Annotated in this window: 24 protein-coding genes and 1 pseudogene; 17 read left to right on the top strand and 8 right to left on the bottom strand. The window is 54.4% G+C overall.

The window, feature by feature from the left end; genetic code table 11:
* Window positions 1–226: 226 nt before the first annotated feature.
* The 5 genes from LO50_RS01065 (at window position 227) to LO50_RS24580 (ending at window position 7597) form a co-directional block, all read left to right on the top strand.
* Entirely contained in the window at window positions 227–1081 is an 855-nt protein-coding gene (locus tag LO50_RS01065; protein WP_042925935.1) for a TnsA endonuclease N-terminal domain-containing protein, read from the top strand.
* Window positions 1078–3246 (top strand): Mu transposase C-terminal domain-containing protein, encoded by a 2169-nt coding sequence (locus LO50_RS01060; RefSeq protein ID WP_042925937.1) that lies wholly within the window; start codon window positions 1078–1080, stop codon window positions 3244–3246. The genes LO50_RS01065 and LO50_RS01060 overlap by 4 nt, the downstream gene beginning before the upstream one ends.
* On the top strand, window positions 3243–4703 hold the full coding sequence (locus LO50_RS01055; RefSeq protein WP_042925938.1) for an ATP-binding protein: 1461 nt from the start codon (window positions 3243–3245) through the stop codon (window positions 4701–4703). Before LO50_RS01060 ends, LO50_RS01055 begins: the two co-directional genes overlap by 4 nt.
* Window positions 4704–4718: 15 nt before the next feature.
* Window positions 4719–6194: a TnsD family Tn7-like transposition protein gene (locus LO50_RS23945; RefSeq protein WP_236690556.1), complete on the top strand. Its 1476-nt coding sequence runs from the start codon at window positions 4719–4721 to the stop codon at window positions 6192–6194.
* A gap of 1103 nt (window positions 6195–7297) precedes the next feature.
* Entirely contained in the window at window positions 7298–7597 is a 300-nt protein-coding gene (locus LO50_RS24580) for a hypothetical protein (protein ID WP_085987739.1), read from the top strand.
* A gap of 219 nt (window positions 7598–7816) precedes the next feature.
* Here the strand turns inward: LO50_RS24580 and LO50_RS23935 are convergent, their stop codons facing one another.
* The 3 genes from LO50_RS23935 to LO50_RS01040 all read right to left on the bottom strand — a co-directional run bounded on the left by LO50_RS23935 (window position 7817) and on the right by LO50_RS01040 (window position 10385).
* Window positions 7817–8146, bottom strand: a complete 330-nt coding sequence (locus tag LO50_RS23935; protein WP_024162553.1) for a four-helix bundle copper-binding protein — start codon at window positions 8144–8146, stop codon at window positions 7817–7819.
* 185 nt (window positions 8147–8331) lie between these two features.
* A complete protein-coding gene (locus LO50_RS01045) occupies window positions 8332–9711 on the bottom strand; it encodes a heavy metal sensor histidine kinase (protein ID WP_044313820.1) in 1380 nt (459 codons plus the stop codon).
* On the bottom strand, window positions 9708–10385 hold the full coding sequence (locus LO50_RS01040; RefSeq protein WP_003292145.1) for a heavy metal response regulator transcription factor: 678 nt from the start codon (window positions 10383–10385) through the stop codon (window positions 9708–9710). Before LO50_RS01040 ends, LO50_RS01045 begins: the two co-directional genes overlap by 4 nt.
* A gap of 584 nt (window positions 10386–10969) precedes the next feature.
* Between LO50_RS01040 and LO50_RS23930 the strand changes: the two genes are divergently transcribed.
* The 9 genes and pseudogenes from LO50_RS23930 (at window position 10970) to LO50_RS01000 (ending at window position 19249) form a co-directional block, all read left to right on the top strand.
* Window positions 10970–11140, top strand: coding sequence for a DUF2933 domain-containing protein (locus tag LO50_RS23930; protein ID WP_080505060.1), 171 nt, complete (start codon window positions 10970–10972; stop codon window positions 11138–11140).
* A 92-nt stretch (window positions 11141–11232) separates the two neighbouring features.
* On the top strand, window positions 11233–13500 hold the full coding sequence (locus LO50_RS01035) for a heavy metal translocating P-type ATPase (RefSeq protein ID WP_162836506.1): 2268 nt from the start codon (window positions 11233–11235) through the stop codon (window positions 13498–13500).
* A gap of 73 nt (window positions 13501–13573) precedes the next feature.
* The gene (locus tag LO50_RS01030; RefSeq protein WP_044313818.1) at window positions 13574–13846 is read left to right on the top strand and encodes a heavy-metal-associated domain-containing protein; all 273 of its coding nucleotides are present in this window, start codon (window positions 13574–13576) and stop codon (window positions 13844–13846) included.
* 97 nt (window positions 13847–13943) lie between these two features.
* Window positions 13944–14312, top strand: a complete 369-nt coding sequence (locus tag LO50_RS01025; RefSeq protein WP_234462266.1) for a DUF411 domain-containing protein — start codon at window positions 13944–13946, stop codon at window positions 14310–14312.
* A gap of 406 nt (window positions 14313–14718) precedes the next feature.
* Window positions 14719–14966, top strand: a pseudogene (locus tag LO50_RS23925) (thioredoxin family protein); the annotation flags it as partial.
* A 437-nt stretch (window positions 14967–15403) separates the two neighbouring features.
* Window positions 15404–17185, top strand: coding sequence for a copper resistance system multicopper oxidase (locus LO50_RS01015; protein ID WP_044313815.1), 1782 nt, complete (start codon window positions 15404–15406; stop codon window positions 17183–17185).
* Window positions 17186–17197: 12 nt separating this feature from the next.
* Window positions 17198–17494, top strand: coding sequence for a hypothetical protein (locus LO50_RS23920; protein WP_080902054.1), 297 nt, complete (start codon window positions 17198–17200; stop codon window positions 17492–17494).
* Window positions 17484–18428, top strand: a complete 945-nt coding sequence (locus tag LO50_RS01005) for a copper resistance protein B (protein WP_037004932.1) — start codon at window positions 17484–17486, stop codon at window positions 18426–18428. The genes LO50_RS23920 and LO50_RS01005 overlap by 11 nt, the downstream gene beginning before the upstream one ends.
* An 8-nt stretch (window positions 18429–18436) precedes the next feature.
* Window positions 18437–19249, top strand: a complete 813-nt coding sequence (locus tag LO50_RS01000) for a c-type cytochrome (RefSeq protein ID WP_044313813.1) — start codon at window positions 18437–18439, stop codon at window positions 19247–19249.
* 202 nt (window positions 19250–19451) lie between these two features.
* Here the strand turns inward: LO50_RS01000 and LO50_RS00995 are convergent, their stop codons facing one another.
* Window positions 19452–19907 carry a DUF305 domain-containing protein gene (locus tag LO50_RS00995; RefSeq protein WP_020307709.1) on the bottom strand — a complete coding sequence of 152 codons (456 nt, stop codon included), beginning with the start codon at window positions 19905–19907 and terminating at the stop codon, window positions 19452–19454.
* Between the two features lie 604 nt (window positions 19908–20511).
* Between LO50_RS00995 and LO50_RS24575 the strand changes: the two genes are divergently transcribed.
* From LO50_RS24575 to LO50_RS00990, 3 genes are all read left to right on the top strand, one after another.
* The gene (locus LO50_RS24575; protein WP_011914423.1) at window positions 20512–20805 is read left to right on the top strand and encodes a hypothetical protein; all 294 of its coding nucleotides are present in this window, start codon (window positions 20512–20514) and stop codon (window positions 20803–20805) included.
* Window positions 20806–21000: 195 nt separating this feature from the next.
* A complete protein-coding gene (locus LO50_RS24570) occupies window positions 21001–21336 on the top strand; it encodes a hypothetical protein (protein WP_011914422.1) in 336 nt (111 codons plus the stop codon).
* A gap of 1010 nt (window positions 21337–22346) precedes the next feature.
* Window positions 22347–22676 (top strand): DUF2790 domain-containing protein, encoded by a 330-nt coding sequence (locus LO50_RS00990; protein ID WP_003292133.1) that lies wholly within the window; start codon window positions 22347–22349, stop codon window positions 22674–22676.
* Between the two features lie 233 nt (window positions 22677–22909).
* On the opposite strand, the gene LO50_RS00985 is transcribed toward LO50_RS00990, so the two are convergent.
* The 4 genes from LO50_RS00985 to LO50_RS00970 all read right to left on the bottom strand — a co-directional run.
* Complete coding sequence (locus tag LO50_RS00985; RefSeq protein WP_003298493.1) at window positions 22910–23245, bottom strand: DUF1622 domain-containing protein; 336 nt, start codon at window positions 23243–23245, stop codon at window positions 22910–22912.
* An 11-nt stretch (window positions 23246–23256) separates the two neighbouring features.
* Window positions 23257–24060 (bottom strand): multiheme c-type cytochrome, encoded by an 804-nt coding sequence (locus LO50_RS00980; RefSeq protein ID WP_003298494.1) that lies wholly within the window; start codon window positions 24058–24060, stop codon window positions 23257–23259.
* Complete coding sequence (locus LO50_RS00975) at window positions 24057–24746, bottom strand: hypothetical protein (protein WP_003292130.1); 690 nt, start codon at window positions 24744–24746, stop codon at window positions 24057–24059. Before LO50_RS00975 ends, LO50_RS00980 begins: the two co-directional genes overlap by 4 nt.
* Window positions 24747–25817 (bottom strand): 2Fe-2S iron-sulfur cluster-binding protein (locus LO50_RS00970; RefSeq protein ID WP_044313812.1); only part of this gene is annotated, 1071 nt, incomplete at its 5' end.

The raw sequence follows: 25817 nt of genomic DNA, 5'->3' as shown, positions 1-25817 counted from the left end.
AATAAAGTCTGACACAAGCTATTAAAGTCTGACACAATGCCTAAACCCCTGTATCTACAGGGGTTTTCCGTTTATGGGCTAAGCCGTTTGTCAGCGACCGCCACGTTAGATTTTAGTAGGAGTAGTCTGGAAAGCCCTTCGACATGGCTGCTTGGCAGCCCTGCGTTTTCCTAGAACTATACTTTTGCCGTCTGAGGGAACGGTCCGGACGGACTGAGGAGGGAGGGTGCGAGGTCGTAGGTTTGCTTCAAGTCAGGATATTGAACGGCACATTGCCAATGGTTTTGGAGCAGGTGCCGGAGCTGAGTACGTGCCTTGGCTGCGTGTTCAAGATGTTCCTTCAAGGGGTCGTTCCTGGAAAATCCCAGGCGTTAAGATTGACCGGATTCATCACCTCCTATCCGATCTTGAACGAGCGTACTTTTTACTCTCTGAGTTTTCAGAGGACGTAGTCGACATCCGCGAGCAATATCCCCTGCTGCCGTTGGAAAGCACCCAGGCTATAGCCAGAGCAATCGGTGTTCGGTACCCAAGGTACAGACCCACTTCTGTTCCTATGGTAATGACCACTGACTTTCTGCTGACCGTTCAGCAGCCAAACGGGGATCTCAAGTCGGTTGCTCGGACGATCAAATATCAGGAAGACCTTAAAGGTAGAGACTGTGCTCGAACTTTGGAGAAGTTGGATGTCGAGAGACGATTCTGGATCAGCCAAGGCGTTGATTGGAGCATCGTAACGGAGGAGCTATTTACGCCCGACTTAATCCAGAATCTTGGATTCCTTCGGAAATACGCAAAATTGCCTCGTGCCCTGATGGATGTCTCGCTGCATTCGGAATTTATCGAGATTCTTGAATCGGTAAGGATTTGCCCTTGGTCAACCTCAGAAAGCTTGAGAAAAATTGGCAACCGATTATCTATACCGTATAGCGAAGCTCGCGACATTTTCTTTAATTTGATCTGGCGGAAGATTATAAGACTCGACTTAAGCGGTGCGCCGTTACATCTTAAGTCGCCCTTACCAGATTTCAAAGTTGTTCCCGCCACCGAAATGATAAAACTTAGCGAGAGGTCGTCATGAATATTTCAGTCAATGATGTCTTCGAGCCGCTCACAGAACTCTCCGTGCTCTATACTACGGCGAGAGCACTTCACCTTGATGAAAAAAACGATGCACTGGTCATAATCGATCTGACTGAACCTCCCAGGAAGCCCTATTCCATTGGCCTGGAGGAGCTCAGGGCGTCATTGGCATCGGGCCATACAAAGCCTGTAGTTACTGCGGTGCCAGAATTTCTTTTGGTTTTGGAAGATGATCTAGACGAGAGTGCTAGGCGCGATAGGGACGAAAAATGGGCTTTGATTGCGCCACTTTTGGATCCGGCGTATCCAGGACAGATATTCTCTCAAGGCGAGATGGGCCGGCTGGTCGGAAATCGTGCTGCTGAGGTAGGCGTGCAGCGAAAGACGATCTATCGCCTGTTGTATAGATACTGGTTCTATGGCCAGGTAAGAAATGCGCTTCTAAAAAACTATTCTGCTGTAGGTGTTGGGAGTCGCAATTATTCCGTTGATAACCCGCCAGGACGAAAGCCTAAGTATCAAGGGGTGCTAGTCTCACGTGCCAAATTACTAAGCGAAATCGACAAACGATGCATTCGGCTGTCTTACGCACTTTATGCGCAGAACAAGACATCAACGATCCGCAGCGCTTACGACAAAATGCTGAGCAACTTCTACTCGGAAAAAGAGCTTTCAAAATACGCCGAGAATCGAGTTCGCTTGCTTCCTGAATCTGAGATTCCCACATTCAACCAGTTCGATTACTGGGGCAAGCAATTCTTTGATGAGATCGACACCGATCGTGGCCGTATGGGCATGAGGAGGTGGCTGAAGGACTGCCGCCCGTTGTCCGGTACCGTCCGCGATTGGCTTAGAGGGCCAGGTCATCAATTCGAAGTAGACGCGACCATTGCTGACATTTACTTGGTCAACAGCTACTCCCGACGGATGCTCATCGGGCGGCCCGTGGTGTACATCGTGGTTGACAGTTTCTCGGGGATGATTGTTGGCCTGTATGTCGGCCTTGAGGGGCCTAGCTGGAACGGGGCTCGACAGGCACTGTTCAACGCATTCACCTCCAAGGTGGAATTTTGCGCGCAGAACGGCGTGGATATCAGTCCTGAGGATTGGGATTGTCATCACCTGCCACATCAGATCTACTCCGATAGAGGTGAAATGTTGGGGTTAGCAGCTGAGGGTCTCGCGGCTGGCCTGGGTATCGATATGGGGACGGCTCCTCCGTATCGACCGGATTGGAAGCCCATGGTCGAGAGCCGCTTCGGCATCCTGAATGACTTGACCGGTATTAGGTGGCTCCCCGGCGGGGTTGCGGCCCGAGAGAAGGAGCGCGGCGAGCGTGATTATCGGCTCGATGCGACGCTGACTCTGAAGGAGTTCACCCAGATCATGATCGAGTGCATTCTTCACTACAACCGTCATCACCGGCAGCCTGATCGGCTCACCCAAGCGATGATGAACGATGGCGTTCAACCCACCCCGATGGAGATCTGGAGGTGGGCTTTGGAAAATGACCTTATCCAGGCTAACAAGCGTCCTGACGAGCTGATTTATCTCAACTTGCTGCCTCGAGAGCGAGCCACCGTCCAGAAGGGGGGAGTTTTGTTCCGCGGTATGCATTACTCCTGCGAGATGGCTGTCCAGGAAAACTGGTTCGCAAAAGCGCGTCGCAATGGCGTTTGGTCTATTGATTGCTGGTTTGATCCGAACTCCGCAGCGCACATCTGGATCAAGGGCGAGAACAAGGAATTCCTGCGCTGCGACCTCAGACGGTCGGATGCCAAGTATGCAAATTATCGTTCGGACGAGATCTACGATCTTCTGGAGGCCTATCGGCAGATGCCTCCGGCTCATAAGCGCGCTGAACTCGAAAGCCGAGTGGGCTTGGCCGACACCGTGGGGCAAATTATCAGTAATGCATTGGCCGAGCGGAAGCTTGAACCAGCTGCTAGCACCAAGGCTGAAGCGGTATCGAACATACGCGAGAATCGTGTTGAAGAGCGACTGCTTGAGCGTGAGAACGCTACTGTTCCAGACGGCGTACGCGCAGAACCCGTTCAACCTGATGCGCAGGGTCCCGCCATTGCCCGAGATTCGTACGCTGGACCGCGTACCGCGCAGGTTATCGACTTGCTCAACAGAGTTCGACCGGGGCAGACTAAATGAGAGGTGCCAAAGCTCTTGCGAGCTATACGAAGCAAGTCATCACTGAATACGCTGGAAACCCGCTGATCGAAGCGCTGCCTCCTATTCTTGACGAAACGGCGGCTGCCGAGCTGATATCTAATTTTCCCCAGCCGGTAACTCCTGAAGAGCTTGAGCTCGACGGGGCAACGCGGATTCACTGTATTGATCGCTTGAGGACGGTCGTGCAGCCGTTTCTGCTGCATTTGGAACTAGAGTCCCTGTTATCTCTGCTGATCCGCCGCGGATATGTTGGCCGTAATCCAACTAGTGCCTCAACTGTCAGGCACCTTCATTCCTTGTCAGGGGCTCAGCGCTATCACGATGCTTTCAAATCAACAGCTGACACCTTCAGCGTTGTGGGCCTGAGTGGTATTGGGAAGTCCACTGCACTGCATGCCATTTTAAGCCTGTACCCTCAGACGATCCGGCATGAGCATTATGAGGGCCAGCAATTCGTCCACACCCAGATCACCTGGCTCAAGCTTGATTGTCCACGAGATGGCTCGTTGGCTGGTTTTTGTCAGCAGTTCTTCCACGCGGTCGGCCAAGCACTGGGCGACAAGGACTACCACAAGCGCCATCGGCATCGAAACATCAACGATGCGCTTCAGCAGATGGAACAGGTAGCCAGCACGTTTTTTATCGGCGCCTTGCTCATTGATGAGCTGCAGAACCTTCACCTGGCCAAGACCGGGGGTAAGGAAAGCATGCTGAATTTCTTCCTTCACTTGGTGAACAACATCGGTATCCCGGTCGTGTTCATAGGGACGAATTCGATGATCAGCCTGTTCTCGGACGTAATGCGTGTCGCCAGGCGCAGTTGCGGTGGGGGGATGATAGAGTTCAAGCGCTTCGAGAAGGAGGATGACGAGTGGCGTTTTCTGGTCGAGAACCTTTGGAGCTATCAGTGGTGCAAGCAGACGGCTGAACTGACACCGGAGATTTTTGAAGCGCTGTACGAGCACACCCAGGGAGTGACCGACTTCCTGGTTAAGTTATTGGTGCTGAGCCAGCGCTATGCCATTCAGAGCGGCTCCGAGCGTGTGACTGCCGAGACGATCGTCAAAGTAAGCAATTCCAAGATGCAAATACTCAGGCCAGCGCTATCAGCTCTGCGTAGTCGTGATCTTAATCGCATGCGCAAGTTCGACGACCTGCTTCCCATAGAGGAGCAGCTGATGGAAATGATGGCGTTCAGTGGGCTTGGGCGAGCTGACCGTCTTGCTTTGCTTCGAGGTGTCACCCCTCCTGCACGCGCAAACACTGCAGTACCAGAAGCCGCTGTTAAGAAAGCCGGTACGCCTGTAGCAGTCGCCGTTGAGGCGTCGCAAGCAAAGGCGTTCAGTGAGCATCCTGACACCCTTGCAGAGTTGAAGTCAGCTGGCTGGGTCACCAAGGATATCTTCGAGTTCTCGCCGACCTACCGTCGATCATGATTCGAGGGTCGCGTAATGGAACTGAAATTCCATTTCTTCCCTGCAGCACTACCCGACGAGACGCTACACAGCGTTCTCTCTCGCTATGCCCGGCTTTGTGGCGGGCATAGCCGCAAAGCTGCGTTCACCGGCAACAGAGCTGCGGTCTCGTTCACGCAAAATGTAGCGTTTCCCTGTCGGTTGGATGATTTGGCCGAGTTGCTTCCCCCAGGCACAGATCTCTCGGTATCCAAAATCATCACGCGCCATACCGTTCTGCCCTATTACGCGCCTTTTCTCACCGATGAGCAGATGCAGCATGCCCGCACCTCAATGGCCGGGGACGGCAAGTGGCTAATGCTGAAACTAGGAATCAATGCCAGTCGGATCGAAGGAGCTTCGAGGGTACGGTTCTGTCCGGCCTGCCTCAATGAGGACGTCGTTCGGGTTGGAGCAGCGTACTGGCACCGCGTTCACCAGCTTCCCGGTGTGTTGGTATGCCCTCACCACGGCGATTCGCTCAGGACGGTGGATCCGAGCTGGTATAGCCGTAATTCATGGCAGCTCCACCTGCCTGACGATGCCGAAGTACAAGCTCATTCACATCAGGTCACTGTTGGTCTGGAGGCTTTTCCAACGCTGCATCAGATCGCGCTACGATCGATGCAATTGCTTACGCTAGACCTCGATCCCCTTTCACCCATTGCCTTGCGCGCTTGCCTGATGCGGAGAGCTGCTGAGTCAGGCCTAACCCGGGGTAAATCGCAGCGGCTGGATCTATGCCGTTTGGCCGCACATATGGACGGCGTTTACAACGCTCTGCCTGCAGCTTGGGAATACTCGATTCTCGGAGATTCACCCTCAGATCTGCCCGCGACTTGGGTCACCAAGCTGCTACGGAGGCCAAGGCATACGCATCATCCACTCAAATACATTGTGCTGGCCACCGCCCTGGGGGTTGATCTGGGTCATCTCCAGTGCAGCGACAAGCCATCAACGCAAGCTGTTAAGCGACCATCGCCAACTGGTGTTGGCTATCCAAAAGCGAAGCTTTCTGAGGTCCTGCTAGATGGACTGGAAGGCTTGCCTGCTGCGGTTTGGAAACTAGCTATTGCCGGGTGCGAGGCTCGGCAGATCGCCTCTGCGCTTGGAGTCACCCGAGTGTATGTTTATCGAACCATCCGTGCCGTCAACGGCGGTTCGCAGGCCTGGAGAGATGCAAGATTTCAAAGCGAGCGTCTCAGGCGCCGAGCAACCTTCGAGGTTGAATATGGGGGCCTGCTAGCTCACCAATGCAAAGGATACATGTGGCTGTATCGTTGTGATCGACCCTGGCTCTCAGGCTACATCGCCAAACATGCGGGTGCTCATACAAACCGCGTTGATAACACTGATACATTCGCTACTCTCGATGCGAAACTTGCTGAACAGATCAGGTGCTATGCACAGCGCCTTCTAACCGCGTCGGGTAAGCCTGTCTTGATCTCGCGCGCTAGGATACCTCTGGGATAACGCTTATCAAGCCACCCGCTGGCTAGCGGAGCATGACAACGCATGGTTGATGGGAAAGCTCAGCACGCCAAAGCGCTTACCTGAAGTAGTCGAGGAGGTTAGTGATCTCCGAGACAGCGCTTATGCTGCCATTCTCCTATCGGGTGCTGAGAATCTCTATCGGATTTCCAAAGGACAGAAGCGGGTTAATCTCAACAACCTGCAGAAACTCCTACCCGTGCGTTTACCGCGGTGTCCAAAGTTACGTAAGCGTAGATTTCCCTTGGCGTCCCAGCAGGCTGAACTTCTTATGGAGTCTGTCTGGCACTTTAGATTGAGACGGCTAATTTTCGCTCTTGCCAATATGAAAAGGCTAAACCTTCCGATGAACACTGGAAGTCTGGGTATGGTTTCCAGTGTTCCGAATACTGTTTTTCAAGCCCTTGTTAGCTTTTTCGAGTGGGACCTAGAGGACTTTGCGAGAAATGGAGTGGACGCAGAAACTCTGCTTAAGTCCACCGGTTTACCAAGGAATTGGCAGGGACCACCTGGTTTCAACCAAGTCCTGGGAGGCACTGCGTACTATCGGAATAAGTCTGTAGCTGAGAGCACCTGAAAAAAACGCGCTGAGTGAAGCCTGTAACGCTTCCGTTGGATTAAAGTAATTTGCAATATGTTCACTCACCGACGCCGCGCGCTTTTTCAGAGCCTGTGCCATTCAACCGGACGCGGTTCTCCACAGCAATTACCGCTACGCGGTCGGATGCATGTGCTTTTTGCATCCAGATGTCATGGCCGGCCACAGACGGTATTACATCTGATTAATCTAGGAGAAATTATCTAGAATAAATTGGCTCACGGCATAAATGCTAGTGTTGTCTTGAGATTCTGTTGCGCTTGGGGGAACTACGCCTTGTTCGAGTATCCGCTTCTTGCTGCCGGAATTTGAAGACCACGAGCAGCAGCCATCGAACAAAAATTTCTGCTGTTTTTCAGTGCAAGTGATGAGGTTAAGAGCACATCACACGTAAGCTCCGCTTAGCATTAATGTAATATAAGACTCAGCTTTGTGTAAGGTTGACACCTTTAAACTATCCAACATCAATGACCAAGAGGTGTTAACGATGAAAAAATTTGCGGCAGTTCTTGCTGTTGGCATAGCCGTAAGTTCCTCCTTCGCAATGGCTGAGGTTGATAGAAACTCAACGATGCAGCATGACTATGCTGCAGTCGAGGGTAGACAGGCTTTAAAGGTTCTTCTTGAAAGCGGTGATGTACTAAGTGTGACGCCAATGGGCGAAGATAGTATTCTAGGCTGGCCAAGCTATCGTGCGCAGCCATACGAAATCAAAATTCGTACTCCTGATGGAGTTGTCCACTCAGTGGAGTTCCGTAGCGCGCCAGTTGGCATCAATAACGGTTAATTATTTATAAGGGAATTAATACGATATAAGCCAATTGTATGATCGTTACGATTGGCTTATGACTGATTTTTCAAATGGCATTCTTTTTTTTGCACAAGAGTAACAATAGAAGCCAAGGCGTCATTTCAGTGGGTAGAGCGTAGGTGTCCTGCCACTGAATAAAAGCGCTTTCCTACCAAGTCCATAAGATACCATCTTGGCAGGAAAGCGGCTTGCTGGTTATACAGCCATACGTTCACATTCCTCAGCGCACTTCATACAGGCTTTCGCGCACTCTTGGCAGTGATCCATCTGATGCTTGGCACACTCTTCACCGCAGGCTCGGCAAATTTTTGCACACAATGCACAGAACTCTTTAGCCAACTCGCTCTGGCGACTCATGAGTCTGGCTGCCAGAGCACATATGTCAGCACAATCTCTGTCGAGCTCAATGCAACGGGCCATCGTTTGTACGTCGTCTTCAAGTAAACAGGCAGATGCGCATGCTTCGCAAACTAGAGCGCAGTTAGAACAAGCTTGAATGCAGCTATTGAACATTGTTTCAGTCATGACTTCCTCCAAAGTTCGTATTTTAGCGTATAGTCTTGAGCTGGCCTGAGGTGATCCTCTAGCAGCTCATAAATCCGACATATTCAGAGTTCGTCCGTTCCAATGGTTAACATTACAATCGTGTAAGGTCCCTTATGATCGCTATGCGGCTGATTTTAAAATATTTACCTTTATTCGATATTTTATTATTGGCGGGGAAATTCCATGTGAAAGCCCGTCATGCCGTCTAATGAGGTGCACCAGATTCTGCCTTTATGGGCCTCAACAATAGATCTGGTAATAGCCAAGCCGAGGCCAGCGTTGCTTGGACTACCCTCGCGCCGGGCAGGATCGACCCGATAGAAGCGATAAAAGAGCTTGTCCAGGTGCTCGGGCTCGATCGTCCCTCCGGGATTCTCGACGCTGAGGGTTACCGTTCTTTCCGCCTCGTGAATCGTTACAGAAATAGTTTCCCCTACCGGGGTGTAACGCAGCGCGTTGGATAACAAATTGGAGACCGCTCTATCAATCATTAATTTATCTCCCAGCACATTTCCTGCGCCTGAGACTGAGAGACGGATATCGCGTTCGTCAGCCACTAAGTGGTAATACGCAAGCAGTTTAGCAACGACATCAGCTAGTTCGATAGACGCTTGTTCGGGAATAATCAAGCCGTTGTCGGATTTGGCCAAAAAGAGCATGTCGTCAATAATGCGTGACATACGCTTCAACTCCTCTAGATTGGAGTAAAGATTCTCCTCATAAGCATCAATATTCCGCTTTTTGGTCAGCACCACCTCGGTGTGGGTCATGAGGTTGCTAACAGGGGTTCGCAGTTCATGAGCAATGTCCGCCGAGAAATTGGAAAGCCGAACAAAGGCATCTTCCAAGCGACCTAACATCGCATTGAAGGACAGAACCAATTGCTGTAACTCAAGCGGTATCGGTTCAAGCGGCATTCGTTCCTGCAACGACCTTGCTGACATCGATGCGGCGAGATGGGTAACTTGCCTCAGAGGCCTGAGACCGCTTCTAACTACCATCCAGCCAAGCGCAGCACTAATTAGAGCGCTGACGCTTAATCCAACGCCGAACCAACGCTGCAAAGTCTGAAAGAAATGCGCGTGGTTAGTGACATCAAGAATCAACAGTGCTGTAAGTGGTTCGGGCTGGTCTGCTACCGAGATTCGGGCAGTCAATCCTCTATACAGGCGGCCGGCATATTTCCATTCCCACATATTCTGCTGTTCTGCGTCCCTATAGCTTTCCGGGACGTCGACTGTCTTGGGATCAGAAAAGAGCACTCTGCCATCTTCGCTCAAGATGGTCGCCGCTAAATCATGATGGGCACCTAGCAGAGCTCGCAACTGCGGTAGCTCCTCAGCAAGGTTTGCGCTGCTGCGTACGTTATTGAAAATTTTCTTGGTCGATTCGAGCTTCTCCACCAAGGCCTGCCGATCCAACACTTCGAAGTGATGCTGGCTAAGCAAATTGAAGCTCAGCCCAGCTATGGTGAGAACTACAACCACCACAGACATGAACATGACACTCATTCGGGCGGTCAGCGAAAGGTGACGCAGTCTCACTCCGGTGCATCCATCATATAGCCCATGCCACGCACGGTATGGATCAGTTTGTGCTCGAAGTCGTCGTCGACTTTTGCGCGCAGACGGCGTACCGCGACCTCGATAACGTTGGTGTCGCTGTCGAAGTTCATATCCCATACCTGAGATGCAATCAGAGACTTCGGAAGCACCTCGCCGCGTCGGCGCATCAACAATTCCAGCAGTGAAAATTCCTTCGCCGTCAGATCAATTCGCTTCCCAGCACGAACGGCGCGGCGCTTTAGCAGGTCCACTTCGAGATCTGAAATTTTCACGGTGGTTTGGGTGGGGGAGCCGCTGCCCCTGCGAAGCAATGTCCGGACCCTTGCCAGAAGTTCGGAGAACGCGAACGGCTTAATCAGGTAGTCGTCCGCGCCCAGCTCCAGGCCTTTGACGCGGTCTTCCACGCCATCACGTGCGGTCAAGAACAGTACGGGTATTTCGTGCCCTGCTGATCTGACCATGCGTAGCACCTCCCATCCATCTAACCCTGGCATCATCACGTCAAGGATTAAAAGGTCATAAACCTCACTCAGCGCATATTGGAGCGCATCTGTGCCAGTCGTGACCCGGTCGACGGTAAATCCAGCTTCGGTAAGTCCTTGTTGCAGGTAAGAACCAGTTTTGGGTTCGTCTTCAGCGACCAGTAATTTCATGCAGGCAGATTCCGAAAGTTTGTTTCGACTCAGTGTGCAGGTTAACGAGGCCGCCATCTAGAAGCTTACAAAAATGTAACGTATAAATCAGCTCGCTGACAGGCGGAGGTGATAGTGTTTCACATAAGTCGGAATCTATGTTCGAGCAAAATATGAGCAGTGACTCTAAGAATGCTAGCAGCTGGTTTTTCCAGGCCTTCCACATTGCTCCCTTGGCCTAATGGCGCCTCAACGGCGCCTTTTTTTTTGATGATCTGATCAGGCGGGCGAGCCTTACAGATAGTAATTTAAGTGTGCGCACCTCTGAACTTGAAGTGAATTAATTCATTCCTCTGCACGGAGTTTCTTTCAATGCTTAGATTGGGCGCGACATCCATCAGTCGGCTATCAAGCAAGGAGGGTCGGCAAGGTGAGGATCCGTTAATCTCCTTAGTTGGCATGCTATATCTATCGGGACGAGCGGCTCATGCTGACGCAACGTACTAAAAATACCAGCACTGGAGGTCACTGCCGTGTATCACCGCCATCTTCATCGGAATAATGAAATATCTTTTTGGAAGACTAGACCCGGCGTAGCGCTCTTAATGCTGGCAATAATCGGTTTTTTCTACTTGGCACGCGAGCATTACGGTCATCTCTTGCAGGGACTGCCATACATAATCTTGCTGCTTTGCCCGTTGCTCCATTTGTTTGGTCACAACCATGGTGGCCATTCCAATCCCACCCGTGTCTCCAAGGACAAAGATAGGAAGTAAATGGCATGCACAATTCTTCCAGCAACCACGACCGGCATCAGGCTAACCATTCGCACGATCAAAACGGTAAACAGTACGACCCGGTGTGTGGAATGGCGGTCAAGCCAGATAGTCCTCATCACGAGACCTTCGAAGGAAAGACTTATCGCTTTTGCAGCGCAAGGTGTCAGGAGAAATTCCAGGCTGCCCCTCAGCGGTTCGCAAGCGCACGGTCGCGTGAGGAGAATCAGAATGTAGCTCAAGCGCCGTCCGAACCGAGCACTGAATACATCTGTCCGATGCATCCGGAGATTCGCCAGGCGGGACCAGGAAGCTGCCCAATCTGCGGTATGGCATTGGAGCCTGTGATTCCGGAACTAGACGAAGAAGAGAACCCGGAGCTTAAGGACTTCTCTCGGCGCTTCTGGTGGACCCTGCCGTTGACGGTGATCGTCACCGTGCTGGCCATGGGGGGGCACTCTCTGAACCTATTTCACGGCTCCACGCAGAACTGGGTCGAACTCATATTGGCCACTCCAATAGTGCTTTGGTCCGGCTGGCCGTTCTTCGAGCGCTGCGTACGCTCCTTCCTGCTGCGCAGTCCGAATATGTGGACGCTGATCGGTCTCGGCACCGCCGCCGCCTATCTGTACAGCGTCGTGGCCACTCTCGCGCCGGGCGTGTTTCCCGCCGACTTCTTGAAAGACGGGCGCATCGGTGTGTACTTCGAGGCGGCGGCAGTGATCATCTCGCTGACTTTGCTCGGCCAGATACTTGAGCTGAAGGCGCGCTCGCAGACTTCGGCGGCGATCAAGTCACTCCTTGGCCTGGCGCCGAAGACCGCGCGACGCATCAATCCCGACGGTACGGAGAACGACATTCCGCTCACCCATGTTCATGCGGGCGACAGGCTGCGAGTGCGCCCTGGAGAGAAGGTGCCTGTCGACGGTCTGGTACTGGAGGGCGAAAGCGCAGTAGATGAGTCAATGTTGACCGGCGAGCCGGTGCCGATCATGAAGCACGTCGGTGACAGTCTCATCGGTGCCACCCTCAATGCACACGGCAGCTTGGTGATGCAGGCGCAGAAGGTCGGCAGCTCGACCATGCTTGCGCAGATCGTGCAAATGGTTGCCCAGGCGCAGCGCTCCAAAGCACCGATGCAGCGACTGGCTGATGTTATCGCCGGTTACTTTGTGATGGTGGTAATCGCTATCGCCATACTGACGTTCCTTGTCTGGGGTCTTTGGGGGCCGGAGCCGAGCTGGGTCTTCGGTTTGATCAACGCGGTGGCGGTGCTGATCATTGCCTGCCCGTGCGCCCTGGGCCTGGCCACGCCAATGTCGGTGATGGTCGCGACCGGCAAGGCGGCCGGCAGCGGTGTACTGTTCCGTGATGCGGGTGCCATCGAAAATTTGCGCAAGATCGACACCCTGATCGTCGACAAGACGGGTACCCTGACTGAAGGTCGCCCGGCCTTTCACAGTGTAGAGGCAGCGCCTGGTTTCACTCCGGATGAGGTGCTGCGCCTGGCAGCGAGCCTCGATCAGGGCAGCGAACATCCTCTAGCCCACGCCATCGTCGACCATGCCCGTACACAAGGCCTGGCACTGAGCACGGCCGAGACATTCGAATCAGCGTCCGGCATCGGCGTGCGTGGCCAGGTTGATGGCCACCGTCTGCAACTAGGCAATACCGCGCTGATGAATGATGCCGGCGTGGATGCCAGCTCCCTCAGTGCGCGGGCCGAACAGTTGCGCGGCGAAGGCGTGAGCATCATGTTCCTGGCGGTGGACGGCGTCCTGGCTGGTCTGCTGGCAGTGGCTGATCCGATCAAGCCGACGTCGAAACTGGCGGTAGAGCGCCTGCAGGCGGATGGCGTGCGGGTAATCATGGCCACCGGGGATGGCCTGACTACTGCTCGTGCAGTGGCCCGCGAACTCGGCATCGAAGAGGTGCACGGCGAGGTCAAACCGCAGGACAAGGAACGCCTGGCCGCCGCCCTGCAACAAGAAGGGCACCGCGTGGCCATGGCCGGCGACGGCATCAACGACGCTCCAGCCCTGGCGCGTGCCGATATCGGAATTGCCATGGGCACCGGCACCGACGTCGCGATGAACAGTGCTCAAGTCACACTGGTCAAGGGCGACCTGCTGGGCATCCTGCGAGCAAGGAGCTTGTCAGTGGCCACGGTGCGCAATATGCACCAGAACCTGACCTTTGCTTTTCTCTATAACGCTCTGGGCATCCCGCTGGCCGCAGGCCTGCTCTACCCGCTGACCGGCCTGCTGCTGTCGCCGATCATCGCGGCGCTGGCTATGAGCCTGAGTTCGGCCTCAGTGGTATTTAACGCGTTGAGGCTGCGCAAGGGATCGATCGATTGAAACGCTTGACCTTGCCCTTCTGGCAAGGTTGAACATTTGCTGAACCATTACGGTGATTTCCCAGGAGATTCTCATGAGCACCATTGAACTCAACGTCGAAGGCATGAGCTGCGGCTCGTGCGTCAAGCATGTCACCGAGGCGCTCAACACTGTCGAGGGCGTCACCAAGGTTGATGTCGATTTACAAGCCGCCAGGGTGCGGGTTAGCGGCCAGAGCGACAGCCAAGCGCTGATTGCTTCCCTGGCTGATGCAGGATATCCCGCTCAGCTGGCCGGTCCGGCAACCGGATCGAGCAGCATAAAAAAGACGGGTTGCGGTGGCAGCGGTGGCTGCGGCTGCAACTGAAAATGAAAGGCAAACAAGGTTCTTATATGTCTAGAAACTGCGTATATCAGTCCTTGCGGCGCTGCTGATAAGTGGGGCGGTCCATGCCGCTGAACCCTTGATCATCGATGTACACCGAGACGCCAACTGTGGTTGCTGCAACGACTGGATCTCCTATCTGGAAGACAACGGCTTTGAGGTCCGCGACCATGTTGAACGCAACATGCGTTCGGTAAAGCAAGACCTGGGAGTCGAGCCGCGTCTGGCGTCCTGTCACACCGGTGTGATCAACGGCAAGTTCGTTGAAGGCCACGTGCCGGTGGCGCAGATACTCGAATTGCGCAAGCGTTCCGACCTGCGAGGTATTGCCGTGCCCGGTATGCCGGCTGGATCGCCCGGTATGGAGCACGGGGATGTCAAACATGCCTACCAGGTAATCGGGCTTACCCCTTCAGGGCAGGATGAGGTCCTCGCCAAGTACCCGTAGGTTCAGGCTCCGTGCCGCTGACCAGCTTTCCCAGTCGGGTGGCACGGGGATTTCGCTGGATGATCGCAGCGATTACCCTCCCCCGGCTCGCTTGGGCAGGACAGTTTTCCTGGCTTGCGAGGCGGAATTATGTCTGGGGCCTTTAGTTAAACTCTTATTTCGCGAGATACATGTTTCGCCTTTTGCTGTGCCTGCTTTTACTGATCCCACCGCCGGTCAGCGCCGGGATTTCTGATCTGCCTCGCTCACAGCCGCCCCTCTTCAACGCCCCCTGAATAACAGCCAGGACTTCCTGCCGGTGGATCTGGCCTTTGGCCTTGATCTGATAGAAGCCGACATCGACAGTATTCGCCTGCGGTTCATAAATGCCGATGGTTATTACCTCTACAAAGATGGTTTCGCCTTCGGCCAACCTTTGCTGCTGGACTGGTACGCCGACTGGTGCATCAGTTGCAAAGTAATCGAACGAGAAATACTCGAAGTGCCCTCCGTGCGCGAACAGCTGGCTGATTACCGGCTGGTGCGCTTCGATATGACGCGTAGCGATGCCGAGCAACGCGCGCTGCTTGATCGCTATAAGCTGTTTAGCCCGCCGGTCTGCAATTGTTTGCCCCCAGTGGTGATGAGTGGCAGGACCTTCGCACGATTGGTTAAACCGACGCCGAGAGTTTTCTGGAACGACTGCGTCTAGCCGACGACCGAATGTAAAGCATGCAACCTGGTCGCTTCCGGAAGTGGGCAATGACTTGATCGTTTTAACGATGTTCCACTATCAAAATCGGTGACGACTGAAGTCAGCCATTTGTTGAACAGTCACACCGGAACTTAACAGTCAGAAAAAACGGTACCTGACAGAACTGTAATGTTTCGCTAAGGCCTGTGACAGGATGCCGCAGTTAAGTTGGCGTCGTGCCTGAAGAACAAAGCACTCCGTTCAAACGGAAACCGAATTGACGGATATTTCGAGGGGATCGAACAATGCTCCTGTTTTCATGCGTTGCCGAGTACTCCGGCTTGGCAGGGGCGGGCAGTCAACGAATCTGAGACCGGGTTGCTCACCACTGGCTCATCTGATTAATGGACATAACGGGATGCAAAGCAAAACCACAAGGCGCACTTTCATCAAGGGTCTAGCCGCCACCGGTATTCTCGGCGGCTTAGGCATGTGGCGTATGCCGGTCTGGGCCGTGACCAGTCCCGGTCAGGCCAACGTGCTGGCCGGTACCGATTTTGATCTTTTCATCGGTGAAACCCCGGTAAATATTACTGGCGCGGCTCGTACCGCGATGACCATCAATGGCTCACTTCCAGGGCCGACCCTGCGTTGGCGGGAAGGCGATACCGTGACTCTGCGCGTTCGTAATCGTCTGCAGGACGATACCTCGATTCACTGGCACGGCATCATCCTGCCGGCGAACATGGATGGCGTACCTGGCCTGAGTTTCCACGGCATCGCCCCCGATGGCATGTATGAGTACAAATTCAAGGTTAACCAGAACGGCACCTATTGGTACCACAGTCACTCGGGACTACAGGAGCAGGCTGGCGTCTATGGTGCTCTGGTGATCGATGCCAAAGAGCCGGAGCCGTTCAGCTACGACCGCGACTACGTCGTGCTACTAAGTGACTGGACTGACGAAGATCCGGAACGGGTTCTGGCCAAGCTCAAAAAGCAATCGGATTACTACAACTTCCACAAACGCACAGTCGGCGACTTCGTCGATGACGTCAGCGAGATGGGGTGGTCCGCAGCGATCGCTGATCGGAAGATGTGGGCCCAGATGAAAATGAGCCCGACTGATCTTGCCGATGTCAGTGGCTATACCTACACCTACTTGATGAATGGCCAGGCGCCGGATAACAACTGGACTGGTATTTTCAAGCCGGGTGAGAAAATCCGCCTGCGCTTCATCAATGCATCGGCCATGACCTATTTCGATGTCCGTATCCCGGGTCTAAAGATGACGGTGGTGGCGGCCGATGGGCAGTACGTCAAACCTGTTAGCGTCGATGAGTTCCGTATTACTGCGGCCGAAACCTTCGATGTAATAGTCGAACCCGATAGCGAGCAGGCCTACACCATCTTCGCGCAGTCCATGGACCGCACCGGCTATTCACGCGGCACCCTGGCCGTTCGCGAAGGGCTGAGCGCGCCTGTTCCTGAAGTTGATCCTCGCCCGTTGATCTCCATGAGCGATATGGGAATGGATCACGGCAGCATGGAGGGAATGGATCATGGCTCCATGCAGGGCGGCATGGCAGGCAAGGATCATAGCAAGATGGCAGGTATGGACCACGACAGTATGGCTGGCATGGATCATTCAACGATGGCAGGCACGGGTGGAGCGATGCAGTCCCATCCGGCCTCCGAAACCAATAACCCTCTGGTCGACATGCAGACCATGACGCCAACTCCCAAGCTAAATGACCCGGGAATCGGGCTTCGCAACAACGGTCGCCGTGTCCTGACTTACTCAGATCTGCACAGCACCTTCCTCGATCCGGATGGGCGCGAGCCGAGTCGTACTATCGAGCTGCATCTCACAGGTCACATGGAAAAGTTTTCTTGGTCATTCGATGGCATTGAGTTCTCTGACGCGGAACCGTTGCGATTGAAGTATGGCGAGCGTGTTCGTATCACCTTAGTCAACGACACTATGATGACCCACCCCATCCACCTTCATGGCATGTGGAGCGATCTGGAGGATGACAACGGCAACTTCCTAGTTCGCAAACACACCATTGATGTACCTCCTGGCTCGAAGCGCAGCTATCGCGTAACCGCAGATGCGCTAGGGCGCTGGGCCTATCACTGCCACCTGCTGCTCCACATGGAAATGGGCATGTTCCGTGAAGTTCGCGTGGATGAGTGAAGGAGATATCTAATGGGCAATTCCCCGATACGAAACCCCCTTTTCTGCAGTGCCGCAATGTTGAGCCTTTTGGCTGCCCTGTATATCCCAGTGTCGCTGGCCGAAGAAAATCACAGCGATCATGGACGGCACGCCGTTGACTCTTCCAAAGCTGCCAGTGAGAAGCAGCCTCCTCAGGTGCGAGGCCAAGGCCCAGCCAATCAGCAAATGGATCACGGCTCGATGAACCATGAAGGCATGGACCACCAAAAAATGACCGGTGAGCATGGCAGCGACCATGCCGAGGCAGATTCGAACCATGACCATTAAGCTATCACGTCCATCGCTCATTGCCCTGGCGGTGTCAATGAGCGCACTGAGCGGCGGCTTTACCTTTGCCGCAGAAGGAATGGATATCTCGACTATGGGCCGCGGCTCCATGCCGCTGGACCATAGCAAGATGGGCCACGGCGCCATGCAAGAGCAAATGGAAGGGATGGATCACAGCAACATGGATCACTCCCAAATGAACCATGGCTCCCCGAGAACCACCAGTCGTACACCGATCCCCGTCCTCACGGATGCCGATCGCCAAGCGGCCTTCGCGCCTCTGCCTGGACATACAGTGCACGATAGCGGCATCAACAGCTTCTTCCTGCTCGATCAGCTTGAATATCAGGACGCTGATGAGGGCAGCACCCTGGCCTGGGATGCCTCAGGCTGGGTGGGAGGCGATATCAATCGGGTCTGGTTTCGTTCCGAGGGAGAGCGTACCAACGGCGTAACCGAGGATGCCGAGCTGCAGCTGTTGTATGGGCATTCGGTCGGCCCGTGGTGGGACGTCGTTGCTGGCGTTCGCCAAGACTTCAAGCCCGAGTCTCCACAGACCTGGGCTGCCATCGGTATGCAAGGTCTGGCGCTTTACGATTTTGAAGCCGAGGCCACTGCGTTCGTTGGCGAAGGGGGCCAGGCTGCAGTTCGCTTAGAAGGCGATTATGACATCCTGCTGACCAATCGACTGATCCTCCAACCAACTGCGGAAGCCAATTTCTACGGCAAGAATGATTTTGAAAGAGTAGTGGGCTCGGGCCTGGCAAATACTGAACTGGGTTTGCGCCTGCGCTACGAAATCGTTCGCGAATTTGCGCCCTACATCGGGATTTCCTGGAGTCGCTCATACGGTAATACCGCAGACATGCTGCGCGACGAAGGAGAAGATGTTGAAGAGGTGCGCTTTGTCGCCGGCATTCGAATGTGGCTTTAGAGGTTAATATGAAAAAAACAATTACAACCCTCTTGGTAGCAGGCGCTGCTGGTACTGCTGCAATACTAGCTGGAGCCTATTCCGGAGTGATTAACGTAGGAGCTGACGATCCTCATCACCCTGCCGTGTATGCGTTCCTTTCAATGGCGCGTGATCGCTCTATTGAAGCGCGTTCCAAGGACATTGTGGTTCCCGATCTAGATGACGAGAATCTCATTCGTGGTGGCGCCGGGAACTACAACGCCATGTGCGTTGGGTGCCATCTGGCGCCCGGTGTCGAACTAACAGAGCTGAGTCAGGCGCTGTATCCAGCCCCTCCGAACCTGGCCAAGATTGGCATTGACGCAAGCCCCGCATCCGCCTTCTGGGTCATCAAGCATGGAATCAAGGCAACAGGCATGCCGGCCTGGGGCAAGAGCATGGGCGACGAATATATCTGGGGCATGGTTGCCTTCCTCAGCCAGTTGCCCAAGATCGACGCTACGCAATACCAGGCGCTCGTCGCAGCCAGTGACGGTCACCAGCACGGTGGCGGTGAGAGTCAGACGCGAAATCACGATGGCCTAGATGGTAGCAATTCTGACCATCATGGCAATGTTGCCGCTGGAGGAGAGCCTGGACGTCGCGGTATAGCGGCAGCAGACCACCACGGCGGCTCAGCGTCAGAGTCCGATCACCATTCTGCGAGCAGTAACGGCGATGATCACCATGATGGAAGTAACTCCAGCTCGAAAGGCAGCAGCGCTACCGACGACCATGCCGAGCCATCCTCCAATACCCACACTCATACGGATGGCAAAGTGCACGTACATGGCAGCTAAAAGCAATGGGCACGTTAGGAAATGGCGCAGTAGTTGAGCTTTCCCGCGACAAGCGTCTTGCTACACCGACGTCATAAATGGTTATTTCGTGTGCTGGCCGCTCAGGTCAGCGCGCTTAATAAGCGTATGACCTCGTCGGAATCGCAGCATCACTTTTGCAAGAAGAATGGACCGGAGCGAGAAAGTCGCGCGATACCTTGCGTCAGTTAGCCCTGTCTAAATCATCAATCAGAAACATCATTTCAGAAATCTCTCGGCGCTGAGCCTCAATTATTTGATCCGCCAGCTTGCGAACGCGCGGGTCTGAGATCTGAGCGCGCTCACTCGTCATGATGGCTATAGAATGGTGAGGAATCATGGCCTTCATATAGTCGGTATCGTCGACAGTTGCCTGACTACGAACAAGCCACAAGGCAATAGCAAAGGAAGCTGCTCCGCCTGCGAATATCGCTACGTTCAGCGCCTTTTTCTTGTACATATTGAGCATGAAGGCGAGCATGATAATCGCCATGACGGATCCCATCACTATCGCCATCCAAGCACGGGTCTCACTCCATAAAACATGCTCGAACGTGTAAGTATTCAAATACATAACGCCGTACATGATGGCGGTTGATGTGGCCACCATCGCAGCGAAACGCCAATAAGACATTTTCATATCAACTCCTCTTGGTGATGTGCTGCCACAGTATTGCATTGACTAAAGTCTGCGTATTTTTCGATCATGCCGGGCAGTTGCGTTACTAATACTGTGAGAGCTCAGATTTGATAATCAGCCCTCGGTGTTACCTAAGAACGGACAAGCCGGGAGGCTGTGAGGTTTCGATTTTTTTAAAAAGCTTACAAAAATGTAATCTGCACCAAGTTTACTCGCTCTCGGGTTTGCGCAGCGCTGCTCCAAGTCGAAGTGACCATGCGCCAGTCTGGCTGCGTGACGCGCTTCCGTGATTTGGTGAGGAACACGGCGCGCCTGGTGACGCTGTACGACCTGTCGAACTGTGGATGTCTCCTCGATATTCGCTGTCGAATGTAGAAGAGGTAAGCCTTTAAGGGGTAAGGGGCGACATCGAGATCCTTGCGGTAACCAGTAATTGCGATTTGTGGAAGATCAGGTCGTTCAGACCTGTTTCCAGTTTCCAAAGCGCAGGAGCTGAACGTTTGTTGGCTGTCACTGAGGTTACGCCAATGTAATTTTAGGGACAGCATCCCGTAAGTATTCACCCGCCACACTCAAATCAGGCCCCAACACTGAGGAAAGCACAATGAAAAGCATGCAAAAGCTCGTTATCGCCCTTGTTCTAACCGCTACATCTCCTTTTCTCATCGCTGCAAATAAAGGCGATCAACCCATGAGACACGACCATACTGTTGGCGATGGTCATGAAGTGATGGTCAATCTGCTAAAAACCGGGCAAGTGCTAAGCGTGACCCCAATGGGTAATTCACCAGTGTCCGGAAGTGATGTAAGAACGTATGAGATTAAAATTAAAACCCCTGACGGAGTCGTCCATTCGGTCGAATTTCTCGGTGCCCCAGTAGGCGTTAAAAACGGCTGATACCACTTTAACGGACACCTCCGCGATATTAATACGATTATGGTTGTTGCAGGTATCAGCACTTACCCTGCAACAATCATCGATGCTTAGGCTTCCCTTTGCTAAGGGAACCCTAGACGTGCAGTTTATACTTGGGATGTTTGAGACAGAAAGCGAGCAATAGTTTTTTAAACGCAAATCGGGGAAGAGGGATAAATGATGAACCAAATTAGTAAAGCACTGGTGACGATTTCGCTAATTTCGGCAGCTTTCGCAGCCGTCGCCGGCACGGAACAAGAAAGTGCTATGCGGCACGATCACACTGTTGGGGATGGTCACCAAGTAATGCTGGATCTGCTGAAGCGCGGCGAGGTGGTGAGTGTGGCCCCTATGAATAAAGAGCGTTCGGATAATAAAGCTATAAATAACACACTTAAGGGAAATGTTAGGCCATATGAAATAAAAATTCGTACTCCAGACGGGCGACTTCACGCGGTAGAGTTCCGCGGAATGCCAGCCAAAATAAACAACCGCTCACATGGTAATAAATGACAAGAAAGTTATTTCTGAGTAGCTGCCACAGGGGTAAGCCGGATCATAACGTCTCCTTACACGGGAGGAGGATCCTGACAGCGTGTCATGCAACAATGGGCTGAGTCGGCCTTCTCGGCTCAGCTCAAAGCAACATGAGCGAGTGATTTAATTTTTCCACAGCACATACAATTTTTACATTCAGTTGGCGTCTACTTCACCAGTTGAGCGAATGTCTGTGGGGGACCCAGTGGTGCTGCTACGAAATCACTACAGTCGCTGTGGAAAACCACCAGTCCGCTCTGATATGCCGCCGATCGCGATCGCGTTCTCTGCCGCGAATATGAGGCCCTGACCAAAAGTGTGACGATACGCAGCGTTTTGAAGCTCCATTGCCATTCTGAATGCCGCCCCTTATGGCCGCGCCGCTATCGCCTCCTACATAGGCTATTACCAAGTTGAGTCTGTCATTGTCGAGCAGTATGTGGTCTTCCTCGTGATGTCTTCCAAAAGGCACCGATAATTGCCGCGGGTAGCTTGCAAACGCGGACGTCACGCAAAGCGATGCATGTGATCGACGAGACCCATCTTTTGGTCTGAGATCGCAGCGGTCAGTATCCCAGCTTTGAGCCGGGAAAGTCTGATGCGGCGCATATCGAGAATACGCCCCTGGTCGATGCCGATGCTGTTCTCTGCTCCGGCAGTGCCAGTTCTATGCCCCTTCATCAAGAGCCGAGGGGCGCCTGTCACCCGTCGGCCCGTCCTAGCCAGAAGCGCTGCGTGGATGGGCCTCTCAAATTTAAAACTTGAGCGCCTGCGACCCCCAGCTCAACGGCTGAATGATTTTCATATGGTGTGGCCGCTAGGTAACTGAGCCAATTAATCGGGATGGCTATGCTTGCTCGAATGCTACCGGCCCCACTTAATCCTTGGGTAATTTGATTCATAACACCAGTGTAATTACCGTGTCATATGAGTAACAGCTTGCCGCTCTTATAATTTCATCACACACGTTAAGTTAGGAGCTGGTTATGAAAGCTTTCAAGATTACGGCAGCAGTGTTTTTTATGAGCGTGAGCTCATTATCCTTGGCAGAGGGTAGCTCAGATCGCGAGTATGGCGAAATGATACGCGCGAACGAAAATACTATGCGGGAGTACGCTACTTCTGTCGGAAAGAAGCCTCCCGAAGTTGTCCATTATCGTTATGGGATGAAGTTGGACATCGCCAAGGTAATTCGTACCACGCGAACCGATATGACCTGCAACGATGTGATGCCGGCCCAAATTACCTATGAGGACTCTAAGGGTGATTTGGCGATTGTTGAGTATCGGGTCGCCGGAACGAACTGTCGGAGATAAGACACCACCTATCGACCCATCGAAGCCTGCATAAACGTAAGAGTCCGAGGCGGTAGTCGCAGCCCGAGACATGCTCCTGGTGCGGCGGTGGTCATAAGCATTTCAGCAATACAATCGTTACTAGCCTTGCCGTTTTTATGGCGAATCGGTGCGGGTACTGGCATGGGGCCGTCTGGGGAAACTGCCCAGCTGAGCGATGTGCTTAGTAGTACATACATAGCCGCGAGGGGTGCCTACGACTCGCGGCTTTTATTTTCCATATGGAGCGTGTAGCTGAGAAATGTTCGGACAAGTACTATCAAACCAAGTACTGCAACGTTTCGTAGCGAGGGCTCAATTACAACCGTTCGTATGACATCGGCAGCAACGAGGAATTCTAGTCCTAGCACAATCGCGCCGCCAATATCTTGCCGTAATGACCGGGAGCGATCCGTCAATGCGGCCCCTTTGTAATTGAAAAAAAAGCGATAGAGCGCTATGAAACTTCCGAAAGTTATAGCGAGCACCCCTGCAATCTCGAACCCGATCACCGCGATCTCAATCGCTGCATGAGGTGCCTCAAGGTTCATAGAAACACCCGTCAATGGTGGTCATAGATGCCTATTCCCCGAATATCGTTCCATGAGGTGGTCTGGTGGCAGAGATAGCACTGCTCAGGTTCCGCATTCCTGACACCCGCTATCGGCTTGGACATCATTCCGAAGTGCTCCTTGTAGTGGCTGAGCGGCGCGAGGTGGCACTGGCCGCACTCGGTGGAACTCGGCGGTGGATGCCGGTACTCGGCAATCGACCATGTGGTCGTGCCGTGGCATGTCGCGCAGTCGTTTCCGAAGACCTGGACGTGCGGGTCGGTGGTCTTGTGGCAGCTCGCACAGTCCAGCAGCGTCTCCTTGTAAGTCATGCCGTTGGCAAGCGAGAGGTTGCCCGGCAGCGCCTCGGGCCGGTGTGCCTTGAGGTGCGCGAGCAGCACCGCCCCCTCATGACCCTCCGGGGCCCGATCGAGCCATCGCACGATGATGTCGGTCAAAGCCGCATGGTCCATACCACGCAGGCTGCGGCCGGCGTCGTGTTCCTTGTGGCAGGCCACGCAGTTGTTCGAGCCGGCGATGTCGGCATGGAATGCCGTCGGTTGTCGCTGGACCAGGACGGTCTCGTTTGCATGGCAGGCCACGCAAGTCGCGTCCTCCACGCCCTTCACCGGCGTGTGGCACGCCGCACAGTCCTCTTTGAGAAACGCATGTGCGCTGGACAGGGGGCCCGGAGAGGCCATGTTCTGCCACGTCGCGGCGCGCTGCATTTGCGGAAGGTATGTCCACAGTGCGACTGCCGACACCGGCGCCAGGACCGCGAGCAGCGCGGCGAGGATCTTTCCCTTTCGACTCATCTGAACCACCGCAACCCGAAGTAGATGCCAGCCCAGATATGCAACGCCAGCAGAAGATAGAAGATGATCGAGAACGCGATGTGTGCCGACAGCCAGGCGTTGAACAGCCTGCGCACCCGCTCCTGGAACTGGATCGAGTACTGCAGATCGGCGGCGGCGGATGCCAGTGGCAGCAGTTCGGCGCTGGCCTTGGGCGTACCGGCAACGCCCGCTGTTGGTCCTTGCGCGTAGGCCCAGTACTGCCCATCCAGAAGGCGCCACAGCCCGTCGATCTGCGCCTTCTTCTCGCGGATGTTCTCCGCGACGTAGCGCAGGTAATGCTGGCCGATGAACCCAGTGAGCACGCTCAGCAGCATCGATGCCGTCAGCGCGACGCCGAGCGCACTCTGGAACTTGTGCCCGCTATGGAGGATGGCCAACAGCGCGCCTACCAAGCCGAAATAGACGTGCGCCTGCAGCAATGCGCCGAAGCCATGCTTCCTGGTGAATGCGCGGCGCAGCGTAGCGCTGCGCTTGATTACGGTGTAGGTGAGCGGGACGAGCATGAACGCCGCGCCTACGACGCCGAACACGCCACCCAGGAGGCTTCCGGCGAAGAAGGAAGAGCGGTGCACCAGGAAACCCAGCCACAGGACCACCAGCATCGAGAAGATGATCGTCGCGATGATGCGATCCTGGTTGCGCATCTACGCATCCACCGAGATATCGGCCGACGCTTTCGCCTGGCAGGCCAGGATCACGCCCGAGGAACGATCGAGTGGCGTCAGACCGTCGTCCACGTCCATGGTGACCTCGCCCGACAGCAGCTTGATCTTGCAGAGGCCGCAGTAACCCTGCCGGCAGGCATATTCGATCGGAACGCCGACCTCTTCGGCGGCCTCGAGAACGGTCTGGCCGGCCGCCAGCGGCGCCTTTTTTCCGGACCGCTCGAAGCTGCAGGTGACGGCCGTCGCCGTGTCGCCCGCCGACACCTCCAGGCCGGGAGGCACTGTCCTGGAGGGGCTCAGGAACAGCTCGGAATGAACCGACGCCAGGTCGATGCCCAGCTTGCCCAGTTCGTTGCGGACCGCGTCCATCATCACCGACGGACCGCACAAGTGGATGCGGCGCGAACGGATCTGCGGAATCTGCCCCAGCAGTTCGGCGGTGATGAACCCACGCGGGCCGGTCCATGCCGCCGATGACTCGTCGCTCAGCACGATGGACACATGCAGGTTCGGATGCCGGCGGGCGAGTTGGTTCAGCTCGTCGCGGAAGATCACGCTTTCCAGGTCCTTGCAGGCGTAGACCAGGTCGATCCGGCCGTTCCAGCTCTGGTCGGTCAGGTAGCGGATGGAACTCATCAGCGGCGTGATGCCGACGCCGCCGCCCAGGAACACGACACTGTCGGACTCGACGCCGCGGAAGGTGAAGCGGCCGTAGGGGCCGGACGCATCGAGGAGATCGCCTTCCTTCACCTGCTCGTGCAGGTAACCCGAGACGATGCCGCCGCTTTCGTGCTTGACCGTCAGGTCGCACCAGCCGTGGCAGCATGGCGATGAAGCGATCGAATACGAGCGCTTGACCTGGTTCCCGCCTGAATGCACCGAAAGCGTGAGGAACTGGCCGGGCTCGAACTCGAACGGCAGCGCACCCACGCCCTCCACTGGCGCCAGCCGAAACGTCTTGACCTTGGGCGTCTCCTGGAAGACGCGTGCGACCCGCAGCTTGCCCACCCAGCCGCCCATGGTGGACACGGGTGCGCGTGCCTGCGGCTC

Source organism: Stutzerimonas stutzeri, from assembly GCF_000935215.1.
Taxonomy (GTDB): domain Bacteria; phylum Pseudomonadota; class Gammaproteobacteria; order Pseudomonadales; family Pseudomonadaceae; genus Stutzerimonas.
This window is presented reverse-complemented; position numbering and strand designations above follow the sequence as displayed.

Excerpts from the sequence above, each read along its gene's own strand:
- LO50_RS01060 (WP_042925937.1), top strand. The coding sequence starts at position 1,078 with ATGAATATTTCAGTCAATGATGTCTTCGAGCCGCTCACAGAACTCTCC.
- LO50_RS01055 (WP_042925938.1), top strand. The coding sequence starts at position 3,243 with ATGAGAGGTGCCAAAGCTCTTGCGAGCTATACGAAGCAAGTCATCACT.
- LO50_RS23945 (WP_236690556.1), top strand. The coding sequence starts at position 4,719 with ATGGAACTGAAATTCCATTTCTTCCCTGCAGCACTACCCGACGAGACG.
- LO50_RS24580 (WP_085987739.1), top strand. The coding sequence starts at position 7,298 with ATGAAAAAATTTGCGGCAGTTCTTGCTGTTGGCATAGCCGTAAGTTCC.
- LO50_RS23935 (WP_024162553.1), bottom strand. The coding sequence starts at position 8,146 with ATGACTGAAACAATGTTCAATAGCTGCATTCAAGCTTGTTCTAACTGC.
- LO50_RS01040 (WP_003292145.1), bottom strand. The coding sequence starts at position 10,385 with ATGAAATTACTGGTCGCTGAAGACGAACCCAAAACTGGTTCTTACCTG.
- LO50_RS23930 (WP_080505060.1), top strand. The coding sequence starts at position 10,970 with ATGCTGGCAATAATCGGTTTTTTCTACTTGGCACGCGAGCATTACGGT.
- LO50_RS01035 (WP_162836506.1), top strand. The coding sequence starts at position 11,233 with ATGGCGGTCAAGCCAGATAGTCCTCATCACGAGACCTTCGAAGGAAAG.
- LO50_RS01030 (WP_044313818.1), top strand. The coding sequence starts at position 13,574 with ATGAGCACCATTGAACTCAACGTCGAAGGCATGAGCTGCGGCTCGTGC.
- LO50_RS01015 (WP_044313815.1), top strand. The coding sequence starts at position 15,404 with ATGCAAAGCAAAACCACAAGGCGCACTTTCATCAAGGGTCTAGCCGCC.
- LO50_RS23920 (WP_080902054.1), top strand. The coding sequence starts at position 17,198 with ATGGGCAATTCCCCGATACGAAACCCCCTTTTCTGCAGTGCCGCAATG.
- LO50_RS01005 (WP_037004932.1), top strand. The coding sequence starts at position 17,484 with ATGACCATTAAGCTATCACGTCCATCGCTCATTGCCCTGGCGGTGTCA.
- LO50_RS01000 (WP_044313813.1), top strand. The coding sequence starts at position 18,437 with ATGAAAAAAACAATTACAACCCTCTTGGTAGCAGGCGCTGCTGGTACT.
- LO50_RS00995 (WP_020307709.1), bottom strand. The coding sequence starts at position 19,907 with ATGAAAATGTCTTATTGGCGTTTCGCTGCGATGGTGGCCACATCAACC.
- LO50_RS24575 (WP_011914423.1), top strand. The coding sequence starts at position 20,512 with ATGAAAAGCATGCAAAAGCTCGTTATCGCCCTTGTTCTAACCGCTACA.
- LO50_RS24570 (WP_011914422.1), top strand. The coding sequence starts at position 21,001 with ATGATGAACCAAATTAGTAAAGCACTGGTGACGATTTCGCTAATTTCG.
- LO50_RS00990 (WP_003292133.1), top strand. The coding sequence starts at position 22,347 with ATGAAAGCTTTCAAGATTACGGCAGCAGTGTTTTTTATGAGCGTGAGC.
- LO50_RS00985 (WP_003298493.1), bottom strand. The coding sequence starts at position 23,245 with ATGAACCTTGAGGCACCTCATGCAGCGATTGAGATCGCGGTGATCGGG.
- LO50_RS00980 (WP_003298494.1), bottom strand. The coding sequence starts at position 24,060 with ATGAGTCGAAAGGGAAAGATCCTCGCCGCGCTGCTCGCGGTCCTGGCG.
- LO50_RS00975 (WP_003292130.1), bottom strand. The coding sequence starts at position 24,746 with ATGCGCAACCAGGATCGCATCATCGCGACGATCATCTTCTCGATGCTG.